A 20,039-nucleotide genomic window follows, 5' to 3' on the forward strand; every position below is an offset into this window, starting at 1 on the left:
GGCTTTAAACTTGGCACGTTACGATAGGTGTCGAGGTGAGGAACTTGAACGAATACATTATTGAAACGAACAGTCTCAGCAAAATATACAAAGGCCGCGCGGCGGTTAATCAGCTGGACCTGAAAATAGCTCGAGGAGATATTTACGGATTTCTGGGTCCCAATGGAGCGGGGAAAACGACAACGATCCGCATGCTGCTTGGACTTATTCGCCCAACTCGAGGAACGATCCGTATATTCGGCAAAGATATTCGCAGACATAAGCTTGATATCTTGCGTAAAGTCGGCTCGTTGGTGGAGTATCCTTCGTATTATGGTCATTTGAACGCAATTGAAAATCTGGAGGCCATTCGCCGTATTTTGAATGTACCCAAGCAAAACATTGCGGAAGTGTTGGAGGTCGTCCGACTGACCAAGCATGCCAAACGTCCAGTCAAAGGCTACTCCCTGGGCATGAAGCAGAGACTGGGTATTGCAGCAGCCCTGCTTGGGAATCCCGAAGTGCTCATTTTGGATGAGCCTACGAATGGTTTGGACCCGGAGGGTATTCAGGAAATGCGCACATTGATTCAGGCGATGCCCAAGCAACGGGGGATCACCGTGCTGGTATCCAGCCATCTGTTGAGCGAGGTAGAGCATATGGCGAATACTGTGGGTATTATCCGTGAAGGAGAGCTGGTCTTTCAAAATACGATTCATAATCTCCGTCAGGAATCTGCGGGAGGAATTCGGATCGTAGTGTCGGAACCGGAAGCAGCCCAGTTGATTGCGCGTGAGCAGGGGTATCATTCGGTGAAGGACGGCTCGGCGCTGGATTTCGAGAACATGAATGATGCGGCTGTTGCGCTGCTGGTCAGAAGATTGGTCGAAAATACGCATGCCGTATACCGTGTGGAGGAACGCCGCAAATCGCTGGAGGATATGTTCATGCAAGTGGTGGGCAAAGGAGGAACTTCCTTATGATGCTGCGGGCGCTCACGGCGGATCTGCTCAAAGCACGCAGAAAGGGAATCTGGTTCCTGGTGTTTCTCGGTCCCCTTGGGCTGGTGGCGATGCAGGCGCTGAACTTTGGACTCCGCTATGACTATCTGATTCCGCGATACAAGGGCCATTTGTGGGAATCCTTGATGGATAACATCGCTATGTTTGTCCCCCTTGCGCTGGTGTTAGGAGCCACTATGGTCGCTTCCATGTTGGCGAATGTGGAGCATATGTCTAATTCCTGGAAGCAGCTACTGGCCTTGCCGATTTCCAAATTCAGCGTCTATATGGCCAAGCTGACGCTGGCGATCGGGATGCTGTGTGTGTCCTGTGTACTCCTGACGGTAGGGACGTGGGTGTTGGGCATGCTACTCGGCTTCGGAGGAGAGCCGGCGCCGATTGGAGAATTACTGCGGCTTGGATTTTGGCCTTTAGGCGGCACGCTGCCTATGCTCGTATTATTGTTGTGGTTAACGGTCACGTTCCATAATCAGGCTCTGCCTGTAACACTGGGCATTACGTTAGGCATCGGCAGCTTGTTTGCTTCACAGCTGTCCGAATGGTTTCCGTTGGCCTGGCCTCAATTCGCATGGGTTGCACCTCAAGCGTGGATGTTTGCGTCCGTCGGGTGCGGAACGGGTGTGCTTCTGAGCCTGCTGACAGCGGCCCATTTTAGCCGAAAGGATGTGGCGTAATGTTCGGAGGATATGTACGGCTGCTTTCTGTTGAACGTATGAAAATGGCGAAATCGCCCGTCTGGCTCCTTGCGCTCGTCAGCCCGGCGATTGCCGTCCTGATTGGTTTGCTGGCAAACCCGGGAGGGAATTGGCAGGTGTTGTTGTCTGCCATGCTTACAGTTCATGCGCTGCTGTTCATGCCGATGCTGACCGCCGTATTTGCATCTCTGGTCTGCCGATTCGAGCATGGGGGCGGCGGTTGGAAGCAGCTGATGTCATTGCCATTGTCCCGCACGAGTCTGTATGCGGCCAAGCTGACCATCATTATGGCTATGGTCGGATTGACCCAGCTACTGTTCGGAGGAGCGTTGCTGGGTGTTGGAGCTGTGCAGGGTATGAACGGACCGATTCCATGGGCCGTGATCGCTCAAAGTTTGCTCGCCGGCTGGGTAGCCTGCCTGCCGCTGGCTGCGTTGCAGTTGATGGTGTCCTTCCTGTGGTCCAGCTTTGCTGCACCGCTTGCGTTGAATTTCGTCTTCACCGTGCCAAATATTCTGGTCGCCAATTCTCAAACCTACGGTCCGTACTATCCATGGACACAGCCTTTATTGGCGATGATGCCGAGTGGAAGAGACAACTTTGGGGCGTTCATGGTGCCAACTGACACACTGTTGATGGTTATAATGGGTAGCTTTGTCGTATTTACGTTGGCGGGACTGACAGTATTTCGTTATAAAGAGATATAGTGCGGAATACGAGGACTGCAAAAAGCTCCTTATCCTAAATTAGGGTAAGGAGCTTTTTTTGCTGTGCTACAGGTTCGTGTTCTGAATAAGATGCTTACTCTATTGGTTTACACTAGGCCTGAAATGGCACGAATATTATTGCTGATAAGGTGGCAAGAGGCGTCGAACTTCGCTTGTTCCTCCGGACTTAGCTCCAGCTCGATGACCTCTTGAATTCCTCTGCTGCCGATAATCGCCGGAACGCCCGTGCAGACATCGGTGTGTCCGTACTCGCCGTCCAATACAGCAGAGACCGCTATAATTTTACCATCATCATTTAAAATGGAACGAGTAATGTACGCCAGCGCATTGGCAATACCAAAATAAGTGGCCCCTTTGCGGGTGAAGATCTCCCAGCCTGCATCCCGAGTTTTACGGGCAATGTCGTCCAGATCGACGTGGCTGAATCGTTCCTTATGCTGACGCAAAATGTGCAAGAGTGGCTTACCACCAATCGTGACGTGTGACCAGGCAACGAATTGGGATTCGCCATGCTCGCCAAGCGCATATCCTTGTACGCTGCGCGGATCTATGGAAAACACCTCAGAAAGCAACGTCTTGAGTCGGGATGAGTCAATGGAGGTGCCCGTGCCGATCACCTTGTTGCGCGGCAGACCGGATATACTTTGTACCATATACGTTACAATGTCGACAGGATTAGCGGCAATGACGAATATACCGTCGAAACCACCCTCCATAATCGCTGTTACAATCTCTCTGGTAATAAGCACTGCGTCATCCAGCACAGATAGGCGGTCTTGACCCGGTTTAGGGTTGGCTCCAGCCGTTATAATCACAACGTCCATATCCGTGCAGTCTGCATACGTGCCTGCACGTACCTTGGTACGTGTGGACGTAAAATCCATACAATGGGACAGATCCAGTGCATGGGCCAAAGCCCGATCATACGTGCGGTCAATCATCATGATCTCATCACAAATGGACTGATTAACCATTGAGTAGGCACAGCTCGAACCGACCATTCCCGCGCCGACAATAGCTACTTTCCTTGCCTTCCCCTTCATCTATGTTGCCTCCTCGTTCCAGCGAACGTTAATATGCTACAAATTATGCCTGAAATCCATTTTACGTTACATAACATAACATATTGCTGATCTTTTGAAAATATCCATTTTTTTGTCTCCATTCTGGAAAATTAAAAATGAACTGTAAATAGAGGTGTCTTTCTAGGATTAATTGTAGAATGAACGTAAATTATCAATACTTTTACTGGAAGGTAGGAGAGGACGTTTCAATTTATATTTAAGGTGACCGCTGTATAAATTATAACATGGACCATGTTGATGGAAGGAATGGTGCCATAGAAATCATGAAAGTGTGACATTTATGTGACGCTCTTTAAAGAGTCTGAAGGGTACATAAAACGAAAGTATTCTCTTACAATGTCGTTTCTTGTATTTCTACAAATATTCCGTTATGACAAAGGTTCTTAGCAGTCTGCAATATTAGAACATTTTTGCCAAAGGGTTTCCAATGGATTTCGCGAATTCTACATATACAAGCTAATTTCTTTCCATACCATCCGGGGAGGTAATGATTAAATGGAAGAAAGCAAATCGACGACGGAAGCAGCAAAGCAGTTGGGAATCGGGGCGAGTACCCTTCGTAAATATGCAGCGGCGCTGGAGGAGCAAGGGTATGTGTTTCAGCGTTCCGCGAATCAATCGAGAATGTTCAGTGCTGAGGATGTTGAGTGCTTGAAGGTGATGCGGTGGGCATTGCGTGAACAGCATATGACGATGGAGCAGGCGGTTCAGGTGGTGCTTGAGAGAGTGACCGCTCCCTTTCAAATGGAGGATGAGGAATTCCGCTTGCCACCCATCTCGGATGCTGAGTCACTGACCGCAACCTGGGAAGAAATAATGGCGGCGGCTGAGGGCAGGGAAGAGACGGTCATGCAGGCGCAAGCTGCTGCTACGGTTGAACTGACAGAGTTACAGGATGAAATGAATGCTCAGGAACTGTCAGAGGAACCCATGATGCAGCTACAGTCGCAGGAGGAGTTCCAGACTTTGGCATCTACCATTGAGTATAGATTGGAGCAAGCACCTGTGTCCGTACAAACGCAGGAGTCCGTAGAGCCACAGGAACTGGCGCAGATGCAGGACATGGTGCAAAACGCTTTGTTGGAAATGCGGAGCCGTTTGGAGGAGCTGGAAGCAGAGCACAGCCGTTTGGTGGAAAAGAATATCAATCTGTCTAACCAACTGGAGGATCAAAAACGCTGGATGAAAGAAAGGATCGACGAAGAACGGGACCGGCAGTTAATTACGAATTTGCGTACCTACCAGGGCAGGCAACGAAAATCGCGCAGTTCGTTGTTGTCCTGGCTTGGTCTGACACCGCGCAGACGCAGAGAGGCATAACCAGCATCTTTTCTGATAAAGACCATCAGACCTTCCCGGTTCTGATGGTCTTTTATCGTGGATGGTATAATAACGGAATACAAGAATACGAACAAGCCGCATAAGAAACGTTGCTGCGGCATGTAGAGGAAAGGATATAAGTATGTTTGCTTGGTTGCGGAACGCATTTGAATCATGGATGGATTATCCGAAACAGCCTGGTGACTTGCTGAGCGGACGTTATGATGTTTGTTCGCTTTTAGGCATGGGGAGCTATGGTCTGACCTATCTCTGTTTGGATCGGCACAGCGGACAAGAGGTGGCGGTGAAATTGCCCAGACCGAGCAAACGGGCAAAGGCAGTTCAGCTATTGCAGCGAGAGGCTCATATTATGCGGCAGATGGAACACCCCAATATTCCGAAGCTACTCGAAAGTGTCGAGCATTCGAACGGAATAGTTGTGGTCATGGAATACATCTCTGGCATGACGCTAGAGGAGCTTATATTTGAACAGGAGCGTTCCTTTACAGAACAGGAATGCGTTGTCTACATTTTGGAGTTAATGGAGCGAGTTCTGTATGTGCATGAACGGGGCTATATCCATCGGGATATCCGCATTCCCAATGTGATTCACCGCGAGGGGAAGCCTTACCTGATCGACTTTGGTCTTGCTCTGGCGGTGGGAGAGCGACAGGAGGATGTATTTACCGAATCCATGCTGGAAAAGCGCGCACCCGAGCGACAGGATGTCGCCGTCTACAGCGATTTGTACGATGTCGGACATTTAATGCTTTTTATGCTGTATAGCAGTTACGAGCCTCAGCCGGATCAACCGCCAGCAAGCTGGCAGGAAGAATTGAAACTGAGTTCACCTGTGCGTCATATGCTGGAGCGTCTTTTTCAGATTCGGCCACGTTATGAGAATAGCCGACAGTTTATGCAAGAGCTGGAGGAAGCATTGTTGCTGCTTGAGATTAACCCATAGATAGTCCCTAAAAATAAACAGGCATTCGCCGCAAAAATGGGGGAATGCCCCCCTTACGCATTTGACCAGGTCTACATACAATGATTCTGTAAATGAGCGAAGGGAGTGTTGTAAATGAGTCATATGTGTGGAGTAGGCGGTATGGGTTGCGGCGTAGGAGCATGGACCTCTGTAGGAGCGATTCTTGTTCTGTTTATTTTGCTGGTGATCATCTCTAAAACCCTGTTTCTGTAATTTCGGTCATAACCGATTTCCTGTAAAATGCACAGATGTTGCCCTGCATAACGAAGGGCGCACAACAATAAAGCGAAGGCCCTTGAGATAAGAAGGGTCTTCGCTTTATAGGGTTTGAAGGAGCCTGTGGCATGCTTCTTGTGGTACGCTCTATTCCGTCGCTACTTCTTGTTGTTTGGCTAAGAACTGGAGTAATGACGGCGTTTATCTTTGTAATATCGGTGCCCATTGTGGCTATTCTTGTAACCGTCTGAAGAAGAATGGTGTTTACGTTCACGTTCGTAATAACGGTCTGAGCTGCTGTATCGCCGCTTATGAGAATGAGAGGTGGAATGTAGCAGGCGGTGCAGTAATTGTTTAAGCATCGTCTAATCCTCCTTCTTACCCTGCCCAACTGACATAGACAGGTTTTTATAAAAAGGTAATACGCAGCAGCGTTAGAACAGGTTCCACTAATTTAAGATTGTAGGGACTTGGCCTGAAATTCCGCAATATCCTTGAACTCTTCTTCGAATTTACGTGAAATGCGGATATAAATCGGTAGTAAATCGCGATAAATCTCCACGTGTTCTGCTACAGGTTTGTGCTGGTGAGTGGTACCGATCATACCGGACACAGCATCCAGCGAATCAATCCGTCCCAGCGCGTACAAGCCCAGAATAGCTGCGCCCAGACATGAGCTTTCCAGACTTTCGGGGATAATGACTTCCTGATCGAAAATATCCGCCATGAGCTGTCTCCATAGCTCCGAGCGTGCAAATCCACCAGTGGCGTGAATGACTGACGGTCTGTCGATGACTTCTTCCATGGCGAGCATGACGGTATACAAATTGAACAGCACACCCTCCAGAGCGGCGCGAATCATATGCTCTTTTTTGTGACGCAGGGACAGACCGAAGAAGGAGCCGCGAGCATTTGGGTCCCACAGGGGCGCACGTTCACCGGATAAGTATGGAAGAAAGAGCAGACCGTCGGAGCCAGGACGTACCTGTTCCGCAATTTGGGTCAGCACATGATATGGATCAAGTCCCAGTCGTTTGGCCGTTTCCACCTCGGAGGCTGCAAATTCATCCCGGATCCAGCGGAAGACTATACCTCCATTGTTCACCGGGCCGCCGATGACCCACAGCTTTTCGGTTAAGGCGTAACAGAAAAAGCGCCCTTTGGCATCCGTGAGCGGCTTATCAACTACGGTACGGATGGCTCCGCTGGTGCCGATGGTAACCGCGACAACTCCAGGTTTGATCGCATTCACACCGAGGTTGGACAAGACACCATCGCTGGCCCCGATCACAAAAGGAGTCGTCTTCAGTAGACCCATGTCATGCGCATAGGTCTCATCCAGCCCTTTGAGCACATGAGTTGTCGGCACCAGCTCGGATAGCTGCTCCTTCGTCACACCTGCAATGTGCAGTGCTTCCTCGTCCCAGTCCAGCTGCTGCAAATTCATAAGTCCGGTTGCGGAGGCGATCGAGTGATCCACGACATATTGGTGGAATAATCGGGCAAAGACGTACTCCTTAATGGAAATGAATTTATACGTCTGGGCCGCAACATCCGGTAAATCCCGCGTAATCCACATCAGTTTCGTTAGCGGTGACATGGGATGGATGGGCGTTCCGGTACGTAAGTAAATGTCGTGTCCGTTGTATTCATGTTTGAGCGCTTCGGCCCATTTGGCGCTACGGTTATCTGCCCAAGTGATGGAGGCGGTCAGCGGTTTGCCGTTCTTATCCACCGCCAGTACACTGTGCATGGCCGAACTAAAGGAGACGAACAGCACATGCTCGGCTGACACTCCGCTTTGTTTCATGACCTCTTGCACCGTCGTCACGACAGCTTTGAAAATATCTTCCGGGTCCTGTTCTGCCGCATCCGGCTCAGGTGTATGGAGCGGATAGCCCACATGGTGCTGGGCGGCAATATTGCCGTTTTCTTCGAAAAGCACCGCTTTGGTACTGGTTGTGCCGATATCGACGCCGATCATATATCGGGTGTCTGTCATATTCAATCTCCCCTTCACTTACCGTTATTAGCTCATTATCGTTAAATTAACACACTCAGCAGCATAATCAAACCGAAAGCGACCAGGGAGAGGATGGTTTCCATAACGGTCCATGATTTTAGAGTCTGCGGAACCGTCATATTGAAAAACTCTTTAATCATCCAAAAACCGGCGTCATTCACATGAGACAAGATCAGCGACCCTGCCCCTGTAGCAAGGACGACCAGTTCGACATTCGCGCCGGGAGTAAGCGCCAGCACAGGTGCGACAATACCGGAGCCTGTCGTCATCGCGACTGTCGCTGATCCAGTGGCTACACGAATGAGCGCAGCGACCAGAAAAGCAAATACAATCACATTCATATGGGCTCCTGTAGCGACCGCTGCAATGGCCTGACCTACACCGCTGTCGATCAATACCGTTTTAAATGCACCGCCGCTCCCGATAATTAAGATGATAGATGCTGTTGGCGCCAGACATTCACTGGTAAAACGGGACAAGTCCTCTTTCTTTAGACCACGTGCATAGCCTAGCGAGAAAAAAGAGAACACAGCCGCAATCAGTAATGCCATAACCTCATCACCAATGAATTTGAAAAATACAGTGAGTGGATGTGTATTGGCCGGGTCTACGATTTCAGCGACTGATCCGCTAAGCATTAGAATAACAGGCAACAAAATGGTGAACAAAGTAATCCAAAAAGGAGCAACGACCGTCCCGTCGTATTTCTGAACTGCTCGTCCAGCCTCTCGGAAGGTCTGACCATGATTCTTTTGCCAATCCAAGCGCCGAAGACCGGGCCTGCAATAATGGCGGATGGAATGCCCACGATGAGTGCATATCCTATCGTGCGTCCAATATTGGCGTTAAAGGCTTCAATCGCGATCATCGGAGCCGGGTGGGGCGGTAAAAGGCCGTGTACCGTCGATAGTCCTGCCAGCATTGGAATACCGATTTTCAGCAGAGACATATTCATTTTACGGGCAACCGTGAACAGGATGGGAATTAATAAAATAATACCAACCTCAAAAAATACTGGAATACCCACGATAAAGCCTACGATCATCATCGCCCAATGAACGCGTTTTTCACCAAAACGATCCATAAGTGTGGTCGCGATGCGTTCGGCACCGCCGGATTCTGCCATCATTTTACCGAGCATGGTGCCTAAACCGATCACGATGGCGATGGAGCCGAGTGTACTGCCGAGCCCCTTGGTAATGGAGGCAATAACTTCATGTCCCGGCATCCCGTTAACCAGTCCGAGAAATACCGACGAAAGCAGCAGTGAAACGAAGGGATTCCATTTGAATTTGGCAATCAGCAAAATCAAAAGAATGACGGTAACTAGCGCCCATATGAGCAGGGACGCGTTATGGCTTAAGCCGAATAATGTGTTCATGAAGGTATGCCTCCTTATTCTTATATGTGTAGTTAAATGTATACTTGTCGACAACTTTAATGTAAAAGAGAACCGCGCCAGCAAGAAACGCATGAAGCGCGGTACATCGGCTCTTTGTCACGCATGTTGCGGCTAGGACGATGTCTTTCTGTAGGGAGACAGGACGCTGTCGTTAACCGCGTTGCGGGTATCTCGGTAATGATCCTCAATAAATCCCGACAACTCCTGAGCATTCCCTTGATTTAAAGCGTTTGCAAAGGTTCGATGTTTGTGAATCGTGACTTGTGATTCTTCGATGTTGGACGCAAATCGTTGTTCTGTCGCAGCTAACATGACCGTCAGGATTAACTGTCTCATACCGTTCCAGGTATGAAGAATACGGGTATGGCCTGCTTCCAGAACCAGAGCCTCATGAAAATTAAAATCCTGAAGAGAAAATTCAACAACATCTCTGTACTTGAGAGCGACTTCCATTTTGTCAATCATCTGATTCAGAACAGTCACCAATGTGGCATTATCACTATGTACATACCTTTGTACAACAAAATGCTCAATCAGCATTCGCACATCGAATAGCTCCTCCATATCACCGGGTGTCATGCCGACGACAACCGCCCCCATGCGCTCCAAACGGATCAGTCCTTCGCCCGAGAGTGCCTTCAAGGCTTCACGCACCGGAGAACGACTGGTACCAAAATCGGCAGCAATCTGATTCTCAGATAGCACAGTACCTGGCGTCTGAATGCCCCGTATAATCTGAAGCCGGAGTTCACAAGCAATCCTTTCCCCAAGCGATGCGCCCTGTAACCAGGTTGTTGGATATTTCATAGGATACTCCTATCTTGGAAATAATTTTGCATACTGGTATACAAGTTATGGAGTATTATATACCCCGTTTAAGATCCTTGTAAACGGTGTCAGTTGACATCGGTTCCATTTCGCTGCTTTTAGCGTTACAATAGAAGCAGAAAAAAGAAGCAGTGAAAAGTGGAACGAACACGGAAAAGAAGGAGACCGTTTAATGATTATCATTAAAACCAAAGAACAAATTGAAAATATGAAAAAAGCTGGAGACATTTTGGCTGCTTGCCACCGGGAAATTGCCAAAATGATCAAGCCAGGCATTACGACACTGGAAATCGACGCTTTCGCAGAATCCTTTATGAAGAAGCATGGCGCAACACCGGAGCAAAAGGGCTATAACGGCTACCAGTTTGCAACATGTGGCTCACCTAACGATGTGATTTGCCACGGCTTTCCGAATAAGACACCGTTGAAGGACGGGGACATCGTGACGATCGACATGGTTGTGAATCTGAATGGCTGGCTGGCAGATTCCGCTTGGTCGTATGCGGTAGGTAATGTGTCTGAGCAGGCGCAAAAGCTGCTGGACGTTACCAAGGAATCACTGTATAAAGGGATTGAGCAAGCTGTTATCGGTAACCGGATCGGAGATATTTCCCATGCGATACAAACCTACGCGGAAGCGGAAGGCTTCTCGGTCGTACGCGAATTTATTGGGCACGGCATCGGGGAAGAGATGCATGAGCAACCGCAGGTTCCACATTACGGACCGCCGCACCGTGGACCACGCTTAAAAGAGGGCATGGTCATTACAATTGAGCCGATGCTCAACACAGGCACATACCGCAGTAAAATTGACGCGGACGGCTGGACCGCACGCACGTTGGACGGCGGCTTGTCTGCGCAATACGAGCATACGCTGGCCATTACAGCAGAGGGTCCGATTATTTTGACCCAGCAATAAAGCAGGCATCCATCGGTAGCATACAGACTAACGGGTTGAATGAGCTAGACATGTTACAGAAAAAGGGGCTGTCCAGAGGACGGTCTCTTTTTCTATAAGCATCCGCTGCATGTCCGTTCCAGTCCCAGGCATGTTCAGGCAGATCGAATGCTGTACACTGCGAAGACAGAGGGACGCAATCGAGTAGCTCCTTTTTCCCGGAATGCATAATGTAGACCTGATAGACTAAAAGACCAAAAAGACACGGCTCCTGTTAGGAGAACGTGTCTTTTTGGTCTATACAGCAACATGCGAGCATGCATGTTAAAAACCTGTTTGTCAGATGCGAACTTCCGCCTCGTTCGGAACGAACTGACGATATTGGAAATACATACGAAGCCGCCAGTGTAACAAGGTCCCGAAGGCTAGGATGAAAAATAGCCCTGCTGTCTGCGGAATGGTAATGTAATGCTGAATAAATTCATGCAACAGCAATCGGATGATCAGCAGGCTGATCAGGATAAAAAAGAAGGTACGTGAGCGTTGCACGAAAACCAGCCCTTCTTGCAATTCAAATTTGGTGCTGCGGATCAACGGGTAAGAAAAAATAAACCAGCCGACCAGAAAAGCGCCTAGCGCCCAAAGCCAGGGAACCCGTACTTCCGGCACCACAAACATCATAAAACCGGTGCTCATGCCGAGCGGTGGGATGATGATTTTTTTGGCATTAATCGGGCGATGACCTGTCTTCATACGGATGAAAATAGCCGATATAGCGATTAAGATCATACCGAAGGTTGCGCCATATTGCAGCAATGGGGTGCTAATATGAAACATGGACTGGCCCCCTCTATAAGGAATATAAGCGTTATTGGACAGACTGCAAACCTTTTACATTATAGCACATATGCAATGGATATATTTAGTTACAGTCTTTCCTTGGGCAAGCGGATTATACGCCTCTTGGTGGTAACGGGTCCTATAATTAGGTCTCTTTCATACTTATGCGAGTTCCTTTGCTTGTACCTCTCCTTGAGCTGATTTTTTCTCCTGACGCATGATATAACCCATGGCTGCAATAATAAGGATAAAGGCGATCAGTGCGAGAAAAGGAATGGTGATAAAATCGAACCAGTTCAGGTAATCCTGTTCACAGGATACTCTGCCGCAGGAAGTTGAAGTTTGCGCAGCTGCTTTGGCGGCTGCATGGATGCGCTGAATGATAAAATGATAGGCCGAAATCGCGCCTCCAATGATAGCCAACGGCATGACGTAACGACGTATCCCCGAATCTCCTCGAAAATATGCAATTCCGAGCAGAAGGGTCAGGGGATACATCAGAATGCGCTGAAACCAGCACAGCTTACAAGGCTCATACCCCAAAATCTCGCTGAGATACAGACTGCCCAAAGTTGCCACACAAGCTACAACCCAGGCGGCAAACAAAGCAATATCCGTTTTTTTAAACGATCCAATCATAGTAACGCTCCTTTTTTAATTCAAATGAGAACAAAATGAACTCACCCGTGTCTTGTCCCATCGGCAGGCATATGCCGATATGCATGTCTTTATCCGTATTGTACTGTATTTTGAGTGCAGGGTCATACTTAAACATATTGACATCATTCACTATCATTTTTATAATTGCAGTAGTTTGGGAAGTTAATGAGGATTCAAGTTAGATATATATTAAGAAATTAGGAGAGTGCCTAGAATGTCGAGCAGTCCAAAAAATGAAACTCTATCTACTATTAGTGAAAGACACGCGGTAAAGAGCTATGTTAAGGATTTTAAATTGCCAGAGGAAGATTTGGAGGCTATTTTGACTGCCGCGATAGAAGCTCCTTCCGCTTGGAACCTTCAACATTGGAAATTCCTTGTCATCGAAAGCGAAGCGGACAAGCAAAAATTGCTACCTATCGCCTACAATCAGGGTCAAGTAGTGGAAAGTTCCGTTACGATTGCTGTATTGGGTGATTTGGAAGCAAACCGTAACACCGTCATTTATGATCAAGCGGTAGAAGCAGGCGCACTGCCAGCGGAAATCCGTGACGCATTGGTAGGTCAAATCAACGGCGCGTACCAAAACCCGCAAGTAGCTCGCGATGCCGCCATCCTGAACTCTGCTTTTGCAGCACAAAACATTATGCTGGCTGCTAAATCTCTGGGCTACGACACTTGCGCAATGGGCGGTTTCATTCCAGCACAATTGATCGAGCAATTCAATATTCCGGCACGTTACCTGCCAACCCTGCTTATTAGCGTAGGTAAGGCACAAGTACCAGCACGTCCATCAGGACGTTTCCCACTGTCTGAAGTTGTTGTAAAAGGTAGCTTCTAAGAAGATTTGTGAATGTAAAAGGGTGTTCCTGCAACCGTTCGTGGTTGGGGAACACCCTTTTTTACGTCGTGTTAGGCTGTCAAAAGCCTTTTGGTTAGCCCTTTGTTTAGTCCGAGCGTTTGGACACGAGATATACCAGCTCCAGCGTCAGGATCGGTAGAAAGACAGAAGCCGGATAGGCCAGATAACGCGGCTCCCATTGCGGCTTGAACTTATCCTTAAAGCGCCGAAGCCCCTGAAAGCCGTAAAAATGTCCCCCGTATTGAAAAACAAGTCGAGCCAGCTTTTCCTCGCGCAATGCCTTTTCGCTTTGCCCTACCTGGGACAGCGGTGCCATTCCCAGATTAAATGTCGTATATCCACTCTCCTTGGCCCACTCAATGACCCGTGTGAATAAATAATCCATCGTGCCATTTGGCGTGTCAGGCAAGTGGCGCATCAGGTCAATGGAGACCGTCCGTCCATGATCATAGGCAGGGGCCATCGTAGCGAAAGCGATAACTTTTCCTTCAGAGTCCTTTAGCAATGCAATCGGCGCCAACTGAAGATAGGGCTCTTTGAACCAACCGAGTGAATATCCCTTCTCCTTGCGCCCGTCCAGCCAAATATTCGAAACATGTCGCATCTCCTCAATCAGTGACGCCTCTAGAGGCGGTTGGATGATTTCGAATGAGTAGCCATCGCGGTCAAAGCGGTTTTTGGCGCTGCGTAGCGCTTGATTGCTTTTGCCCGTCAGTGTAAAGGATTCCAGCGGCACCAGTGCTTCCTCGCCCAGTTTGAAAAAGCGATAGCCGTTCTCGTGATAGATGGACAAATACTCCGGTGATGCCTGATAAAATACAGCCGTTAACGCATACCGATCTGCGAACCGCTGAAATTCCTGAATCGCTTCACTCACGCGTTCTTTTGGACCGAGTGGGTCACCTAATACAATCAGTTTGTCCCGACTGCGGGCATAGGGAATGACGACCTGTTCATTTTTGGTCCAATACAGATATTTATCGCCCAGAAAAAGCATGTGGGAAACGAGATTACCACCCTGTCGTTCCAAAAATTCTTTTAGCTTATCCAGCTCCTGTGCGTCGGGTAGATTGCTGATACCACGCTGAGGTCGAAGAAAGAAATACACCGTCAGGAAAACCCATGCCAAAATCAGACTAAACACGGCAGTAACTCCGTAATCGCTGCGGTTCATAAAAAAGTCCAGATGGACCTTGGCGTGCAAATGGCGCATAAACGGAGTATTGGAGCCTGCCCCAATGATAAAATAAGCCCCGGTTACGAGTAGAGATAATCCGCCCCATATTAAAATATTGTGCCGATTCAGTGGTGCACTGACCCGATAAAACCGCGAGCGCGAGATCCATAGCATTAACGCCACGAACAGTAGGAATAAGGCTTCTTCAAAATCCAGACCTTTAATGAAGGTGAAAATGGCGCCGGCCAGCAGCAATATCAATGTCAGTCGTAATGCTCTGCGAATACGCAGAGAGATTCCGTGGGACAGGACGACAAGCATAATCCCGATGATGACTGAGATTTCATGCGACAAGCGCATGACGGGCAGGCTGAGCAAATGCTCAGCAAAACGGAGCCGATATAACAGACCTGGCGTAGCTGCCGACAAAAGAAGCACCACGCCGGAGATGAGTACCAGCTTACCAAGCGCCCATACTCCTAGATCTGCCAAAAACCGGAATTGACCAGGCCAGCCCCATACCTTCTGCCACGCATTAAGGGAGTAGTCCCAGCCCGTCTCAGCTAGCTGATTCAGGCGCTCGTTACGCGGAATCATTTCCAGCGCGGCTAATACCAAGCCGATGAGCCACGGGATGATGTAATAAAAGACACGAAAGACCAGCAGCACAGCCAGTGCCCGATCTGAGTTGGCTCCCGCCATTTGCAGCCCGAGCAGGGCAATGATGTCGAATGCACCGACCCCTCCGGGTGCAAGACTGATCAACCCGGCAATCGCGGCTATTACATAAATGCCGAACACAGCATGCATCGGCAGTTCATGGAGCAAGTGCGAGCCGATCCATGCAAAGGTAAGGCCAGCTAGCAGCCATTCCAGCAGGGAAGCACTGATGGAAGCGGAGATGGTGGACCAGGAAAGCTGTCCTTCTCCCTTGTTGAACCATGTGGAGTACCGTTTGGAGCGCTGCATGATCAGAAATAGCGGCAGGTACAATGCCATTCCCCACAGCGCCCAATGAAGCCACGGATGAGCATCCAGTACAGGCTGTACCGGATACAGATGGACAATGGCTCCCCAAGCCAGCAAAGATAGTCCGGTAATGACGACTGGCGAAAGAAACACGACCGCAGAGGTGATGACACCCAACGGCACCCCGCTTTTTTTATACAGCACTGTGCGAAGTCCCGCTCCTGTAAAGCCTGCAAAACCAAAGACATTATTGAAGGTATTGGAGATCCAGGCATAGCGAAATGTCGTTCCAGGCTTGACCTGAAGCTTGAAATGATGCCTGATTACGTAATCGTATGCGCTCATAGCCGCCACGGCAGCTAGTGAGAACAAGCCAATCTCGATCAGAAAGGTGGCATCCATTCGCCGCAGCTCATGAAGCATACGCGCCAGATTAAAGTCTTTTAGTTCTCGTCCGGCCTCCCATATAATAAAAGCCAGTACAGCCAGTGGTAGCAGAATACGTGTCAATCGTTGCCTGTAGACGGTCATCACGAACTGTACGATTTTAAAGGATTGAATCGGTTTGTGATTAGATTTCATAGATTCACCTGCTTGGAAAAGAATGAGATGTACACGGAATGAAGTGCTTAGATTTCATGCCCGATGAACATTACTATATATTATACCTGTAATAATCGTTTGAATAACAACAGAAGGGTTACGAAATGGGATTTCAGTTTGATTGCTGTAAATAATTCCAATATAATAATGGAAAACCTAGTGAATTGCTTGGCAATGGAGCTGAACTGGACATGAGTATATGGGATCGTAATCTTTTTATACGTCGCCTGGAGCTGATATGGCCTCCAGATGCTGACAAGAGCCAATATCCGTTTAACTTAAAAGCCTTACACCAGTGGAATGAACTTAAATTCCATCCTTCCGTTACCTATATTATTGGAGAAAACGGTGTAGGTAAATCGACGCTTATGGAGGCAATCGCGGTCGCGTGGGGATTTAATCCAGAGGGCGGTACTAAAAATTTTAATTTTTCTACACAAGCCACGCATTCCTCACTGCATGAGCATATCCGGCTGGTGAGAGGGATAGAAAAGCCGAGGGATGGCTTCTTTTTCCGGGCGGAAAGCTACTATAATGTGGCGACTCATATCGACGAGCTGGATCGCGAAGGTGGAGGCCCACCTATTCGAAACTCCTACGGAGGCAAATCGCTGCATGAGCAGTCGCATGGCGAGTCTTTTTTTGCTGCCTTTGTGCATCGGTTTGGAGGACAAGGATTGTATATTTTGGATGAACCGGAGGCTGCGTTATCGCCTTTGCGCCAGATGGCCATGCTTGCACGGATTCACGAGCTGGTGCAGCAGGGCTCACAGTTTATCATTTCTACTCATTCCCCCATTTTGATGGCGTATCCAGATTCCATCTTGTATCATCTGACACATGAAGGGATCGACATCCGGACACTGGAGGAAACCGATCATTTTATCATCACCAAGCAATTTCTGAATAACAAGGAAAAGATGATACAGGAGCTATTCGAAGATCCACAATAGGGATCGTAGGGACCGCCAGACCGTTCCAGAAATTCACCCTGGTCGTTCGTATGAGAGGGACAACATCGCCATTTCAGGTTGTTCCTTTTTGCTGTCCTGTCAAAGGAAAGATTCAGGGTTATCGGAAGTATTTTATGATTGTTATTTGTCTCTCGCTCTATTAATATAATGAAGAGTTTTGCTGAAATGGTTGCAAAATAAGATTTTCGTATACGAAATAAAGAACCTGAGGAGGACAAAACGCAACATGTCAGATTCACAACAGTTGAAAATGGGACCGCTGGTCATTTTGATGATTAATATGTTTATTGCCATGCTGGGAATTGGCCTCATTATTCCGATCCTCCCTAAGTTTATGAGCTCCTTGGGAGGCAGTGGTGAAACGGGTGGTTATTTGGTTGCTGTGTTTGGCTTAACCCAATTCCTGTTTTCGCCGCTAGCGGGAGAATGGTCCGATAAATACGGACGTAAAAAAATGATTATTATCGGTTTGGTAATCATGACGGCTTCTTCTGTATTGTTTGCTATTGGGGAATCGTTGACCACATTGTATATCTCCCGTTTACTGGGTGGTGCAGGGGCAGCCTTTATGATTCCTCCGATGATGGCCTATATTGCTGACATTACAACGGTCCACAATCGCGGTAGAGGAATGGGGCTGTTGGGTGCCGCCATGTCTCTTGGCTTTGTGATCGGTCCTGGTGTGGGCGGTTTGCTGGCAGATATCTCGATTCGTACGCCCTTGTATGTTTCGGCGGCCGTATCGGGCGTAGCTGCACTGATTTCCTTGATTATGCTACCCGAAACCTTATCACTGGAAAAACAGTTGAAGTTTCGGAATGTCAAGGCCAAACGGGACAATGTGATTAAACAGTTTGCCCTTTCTTTCCGCAAGCCTTACTTTATGCTGCTGATTATGATATTCACCTTAACCTTTGGACTGACACATTTTGAAACGATGTTTCCTTTCTTTGTGACGGGGAAGTTTCATTATAATGAGCGTGATATTGCTATCATTATTACCGTAGGTGCACTGGTCGGAACCGTGATTCAAGCTGTGGTAATCAGTCCGATGTTAAACCGTTTTGGCGAAAAAGGTGTCATCATCGGTTCCTTTCTGTTTTCGGCGATTTCCCTTGTGCTTATGCTGCTCTCTGGCAACTTTTATTATGTACTCGGGGTATCGCTCATCTTCTTTACCGCTACGTCGTTGCTTCGGCCAGCCATTAATACTGCTTTATCCAAAATGGCGGGGGATGAGCAGGGAGTTGCAGCTGGCATGAACAATGCTTATATGAGTATTGGTAATATTCTAGGACCTGCGCTTGCGGGTACATTGTTCGAGGTGCATATCAATTTGCCATACATTTTTGGGGCAGCCATTCTCATTTTTAGTTTGGGTCTGGCTGTAAAATGGAAAAGCAGAGATACGCAAACCACAGCGGTTTAATGTTGTTCTTTTCGTGAAATTAGTCTCTTTTGGTGTGAACTGTGACGTTCTTGTGAACCGCAGATGGCGCCGAAGGAGGCTATTTTTTTTGCATACATCGCGAAACGTTAATGAAACGACAGAATCTTGGGTAATAATGCATGATGAGTTTACAACAAGACAAAAAGTAGAGCTAAAAGCCAGATAATATGTAAAAAAACAGCTAGAAGGAGATGAGAGCCGATGGAAGAGCGGAATGAGCAGTTATTTTATACAGGAACTTATGCGTCTCGTCAGGAAAGAGGAATATATGTATGTGCTTTGCGTGTGACCAATGGTGATCTGCGCATTGTTGGAGGTGTGGAAGGAATGGAGAGGCCTTCTTTTCTCGCTCTACACCCGGATGGGACGAAGCTGTATGCTGCCAGTGAAACAGAAGGAGGCGAGCTGTATGCGTATCAGGTGAATACCCAGACGGGGGAATTACATCCTTTGGATCGAAAAGGGACGGAGGGAGCGCATACTTGCTATGTTTCCGTAACAACCGATGGACGATATGTGCTGGCTTCTAACTATTCAGGCGGCAATGCCGTTGTGTTCCCTGCGACGGAAGCAGGAGGATTAGGAGACATGTCGGGGCAAGTTCAGCATACCGGCTCAGGTATTCGCCAGGACCACCAGGATGCGGCACATCCGCATTCGATTATTCCAGATCCTTCAGGACAGTATGCCATGGTATGTGATCTGGGACTGGACCAGATTGTGGTATACCGTTTGACAGAGGATGGAAAACTGGTGACCCATCGTGAGACAGATTTGCCACCCGGTTCTGGACCGCGTCATCTGGTTTTTCATCCTTCGCGTCCATATGCTTTTGTAGCCAATGAGTTGAACAATACAGTCGCTGTGTTTAGTTATAACGAACGTAATGGTGAGCTTACATTGCTGCAAAGCCTGTCCACACTGCCAGAAGGCATTATAGATGTAGAAAATACAGCAGCCGATATTCGGATTACGCCCTGTGGACGCTTTTTGTATGTGTCAAACCGCGGCCATGATAGCATCGTGCTATACCATGTCGATCTGGACAGCGGCAAGCTGAAGGTGGTTGAATGGGTGGAAACCTTCGGCAGCACACCCCGTAACTGCAACATCCTGTCCGGTTATCTGGTAGTAGCGAATCAGGATGGAAACAACATCGTATCCTTTGCCATCCATAGTGAGGATGGACGGCTGACCCGAACGGGATATGTGCTGGAGGTTCCTTCACCTGTATGTATTGAACCTGTTCGCTAATCGGATAGCACGTGGCAAAAGAGTACGATATAAGTGGATGAAAAATAAAACACGGCGCTTTGTTTCCCA

19 protein-coding genes and 1 pseudogene are annotated in these 20,039 nt (G+C 48.3%); 11 read left to right on the forward strand and 9 right to left on the reverse strand.

Going from position 1 to position 20,039, the window contains the following annotated elements; translation table 11 throughout:
- Positions 1-44 precede the first annotated feature (44 nt).
- Genes NSS66_RS16465 through NSS66_RS16475 form a run of 3 tightly spaced genes read left to right on the forward strand, consistent with a single transcriptional unit; the run spans position 45 to position 2,403 of the window.
- Positions 45-962, forward strand: a complete 918-nt coding sequence (locus tag NSS66_RS16465; protein ID WP_023986725.1) for an ABC transporter ATP-binding protein — start codon at positions 45-47, stop codon at positions 960-962.
- The gene (locus NSS66_RS16470; RefSeq protein ID WP_023986726.1) at positions 959-1,675 is read left to right on the forward strand and encodes an ABC transporter permease; all 717 of its coding nucleotides are present in this window, start codon (positions 959-961) and stop codon (positions 1,673-1,675) included. Before NSS66_RS16465 ends, NSS66_RS16470 begins: the two co-directional genes overlap by 4 nt.
- A complete protein-coding gene (locus NSS66_RS16475; protein ID WP_069080457.1) occupies positions 1,675-2,403 on the forward strand; it encodes an ABC transporter permease in 729 nt (242 codons plus the stop codon). The genes NSS66_RS16470 and NSS66_RS16475 overlap by 1 nt, the downstream gene beginning before the upstream one ends.
- 107 nt (positions 2,404-2,510) lie before the next feature.
- Here the strand turns inward: NSS66_RS16475 and NSS66_RS16480 are convergent, their stop codons facing one another.
- Positions 2,511-3,467: an L-lactate dehydrogenase gene (locus NSS66_RS16480; protein WP_023986728.1), complete on the reverse strand. Its 957-nt coding sequence runs from the start codon at positions 3,465-3,467 to the stop codon at positions 2,511-2,513.
- Positions 3,468-4,004: 537 nt separating this feature from the next.
- Between NSS66_RS16480 and NSS66_RS16485 the strand changes: the two genes are divergently transcribed.
- The 3 genes from NSS66_RS16485 (at position 4,005) to NSS66_RS16495 (ending at position 6,027) form a co-directional block, all read left to right on the forward strand.
- Positions 4,005-4,829, forward strand: a complete 825-nt coding sequence (locus NSS66_RS16485; RefSeq protein ID WP_071559412.1) for a MerR family transcriptional regulator — start codon at positions 4,005-4,007, stop codon at positions 4,827-4,829.
- A gap of 142 nt (positions 4,830-4,971) precedes the next feature.
- Positions 4,972-5,793 (forward strand): serine/threonine protein kinase, encoded by an 822-nt coding sequence (locus NSS66_RS16490; protein WP_340959398.1) that lies wholly within the window; start codon positions 4,972-4,974, stop codon positions 5,791-5,793.
- A gap of 114 nt (positions 5,794-5,907) precedes the next feature.
- Complete coding sequence (locus tag NSS66_RS16495; RefSeq protein ID WP_013369112.1) at positions 5,908-6,027, forward strand: hypothetical protein; 120 nt, start codon at positions 5,908-5,910, stop codon at positions 6,025-6,027.
- A gap of 179 nt (positions 6,028-6,206) precedes the next feature.
- Here NSS66_RS16495 and NSS66_RS16500 read toward each other — a convergent pair whose 3' ends face one another.
- From NSS66_RS16500 to NSS66_RS16515, 4 genes and pseudogenes are all read right to left on the reverse strand, one after another.
- On the reverse strand, positions 6,207-6,392 hold the full coding sequence (locus NSS66_RS16500) for a hypothetical protein (RefSeq protein WP_071559410.1): 186 nt from the start codon (positions 6,390-6,392) through the stop codon (positions 6,207-6,209).
- Between the two features lie 92 nt (positions 6,393-6,484).
- Positions 6,485-8,032 carry a gluconokinase gene (gntK, locus tag NSS66_RS16505; protein WP_160789405.1) on the reverse strand — a complete coding sequence of 516 codons (1,548 nt, stop codon included), beginning with the start codon at positions 8,030-8,032 and terminating at the stop codon, positions 6,485-6,487.
- Positions 8,033-8,073: 41 nt separating this feature from the next.
- A pseudogene (locus NSS66_RS16510) lies at positions 8,074-9,434 on the reverse strand (GntP family permease).
- Between the two features lie 132 nt (positions 9,435-9,566).
- On the reverse strand, positions 9,567-10,262 hold the full coding sequence (locus NSS66_RS16515) for a GntR family transcriptional regulator (RefSeq protein WP_071559407.1): 696 nt from the start codon (positions 10,260-10,262) through the stop codon (positions 9,567-9,569).
- A 193-nt stretch (positions 10,263-10,455) separates the two neighbouring features.
- Here NSS66_RS16515 and map point away from each other — a divergent pair, with 193 nt between their 5' ends.
- Complete coding sequence (gene map / locus NSS66_RS16520) at positions 10,456-11,202, forward strand: type I methionyl aminopeptidase (RefSeq protein WP_013308498.1); 747 nt, start codon at positions 10,456-10,458, stop codon at positions 11,200-11,202.
- Between the two features lie 318 nt (positions 11,203-11,520).
- On the opposite strand, the gene NSS66_RS16525 is transcribed toward map, so the two are convergent.
- The 3 genes from NSS66_RS16525 to NSS66_RS16535 all read right to left on the reverse strand — a co-directional run bounded on the left by NSS66_RS16525 (position 11,521) and on the right by NSS66_RS16535 (position 12,796).
- Positions 11,521-12,018 (reverse strand): CcdC family protein, encoded by a 498-nt coding sequence (locus NSS66_RS16525; RefSeq protein WP_023986735.1) that lies wholly within the window; start codon positions 12,016-12,018, stop codon positions 11,521-11,523.
- Between the two features lie 165 nt (positions 12,019-12,183).
- Complete coding sequence (locus NSS66_RS16530; RefSeq protein WP_053324504.1) at positions 12,184-12,660, reverse strand: disulfide oxidoreductase; 477 nt, start codon at positions 12,658-12,660, stop codon at positions 12,184-12,186.
- Positions 12,644-12,796 carry a hypothetical protein gene (locus tag NSS66_RS16535; protein WP_023986737.1) on the reverse strand — a complete coding sequence of 51 codons (153 nt, stop codon included), beginning with the start codon at positions 12,794-12,796 and terminating at the stop codon, positions 12,644-12,646. The genes NSS66_RS16530 and NSS66_RS16535 overlap by 17 nt, the downstream gene beginning before the upstream one ends.
- A gap of 99 nt (positions 12,797-12,895) precedes the next feature.
- Here NSS66_RS16535 and NSS66_RS16540 point away from each other — a divergent pair, with 99 nt between their 5' ends.
- Positions 12,896-13,522 carry a nitroreductase family protein gene (locus NSS66_RS16540; RefSeq protein WP_023986738.1) on the forward strand — a complete coding sequence of 209 codons (627 nt, stop codon included), beginning with the start codon at positions 12,896-12,898 and terminating at the stop codon, positions 13,520-13,522.
- A gap of 106 nt (positions 13,523-13,628) precedes the next feature.
- Here the strand turns inward: NSS66_RS16540 and mprF are convergent, their stop codons facing one another.
- The gene (gene mprF / locus NSS66_RS16545) at positions 13,629-16,271 is read right to left on the reverse strand and encodes a bifunctional lysylphosphatidylglycerol flippase/synthetase MprF (RefSeq protein WP_023986739.1); all 2,643 of its coding nucleotides are present in this window, start codon (positions 16,269-16,271) and stop codon (positions 13,629-13,631) included.
- A 212-nt stretch (positions 16,272-16,483) separates the two neighbouring features.
- On the opposite strand from mprF, the gene NSS66_RS16550 reads away from it, so the two are divergent.
- The 3 genes from NSS66_RS16550 (at position 16,484) to NSS66_RS16560 (ending at position 19,970) form a co-directional block, all read left to right on the forward strand.
- Positions 16,484-17,245 (forward strand): AAA family ATPase, encoded by a 762-nt coding sequence (locus tag NSS66_RS16550; RefSeq protein ID WP_023986740.1) that lies wholly within the window; start codon positions 16,484-16,486, stop codon positions 17,243-17,245.
- A gap of 247 nt (positions 17,246-17,492) precedes the next feature.
- A complete protein-coding gene (locus NSS66_RS16555) occupies positions 17,493-18,695 on the forward strand; it encodes an MFS transporter (protein WP_023986741.1) in 1,203 nt (400 codons plus the stop codon).
- A 222-nt stretch (positions 18,696-18,917) separates the two neighbouring features.
- Entirely contained in the window at positions 18,918-19,970 is a 1,053-nt protein-coding gene (locus NSS66_RS16560; RefSeq protein ID WP_340959400.1) for a lactonase family protein, read from the forward strand.
- Positions 19,971-20,039 lie beyond the last annotated feature (69 nt).

This window comes from Paenibacillus sp. FSL R10-2748 (genome assembly GCF_038005565.1).
Lineage (GTDB): Bacteria > Bacillota > Bacilli > Paenibacillales > Paenibacillaceae > Paenibacillus > Paenibacillus polymyxa_B.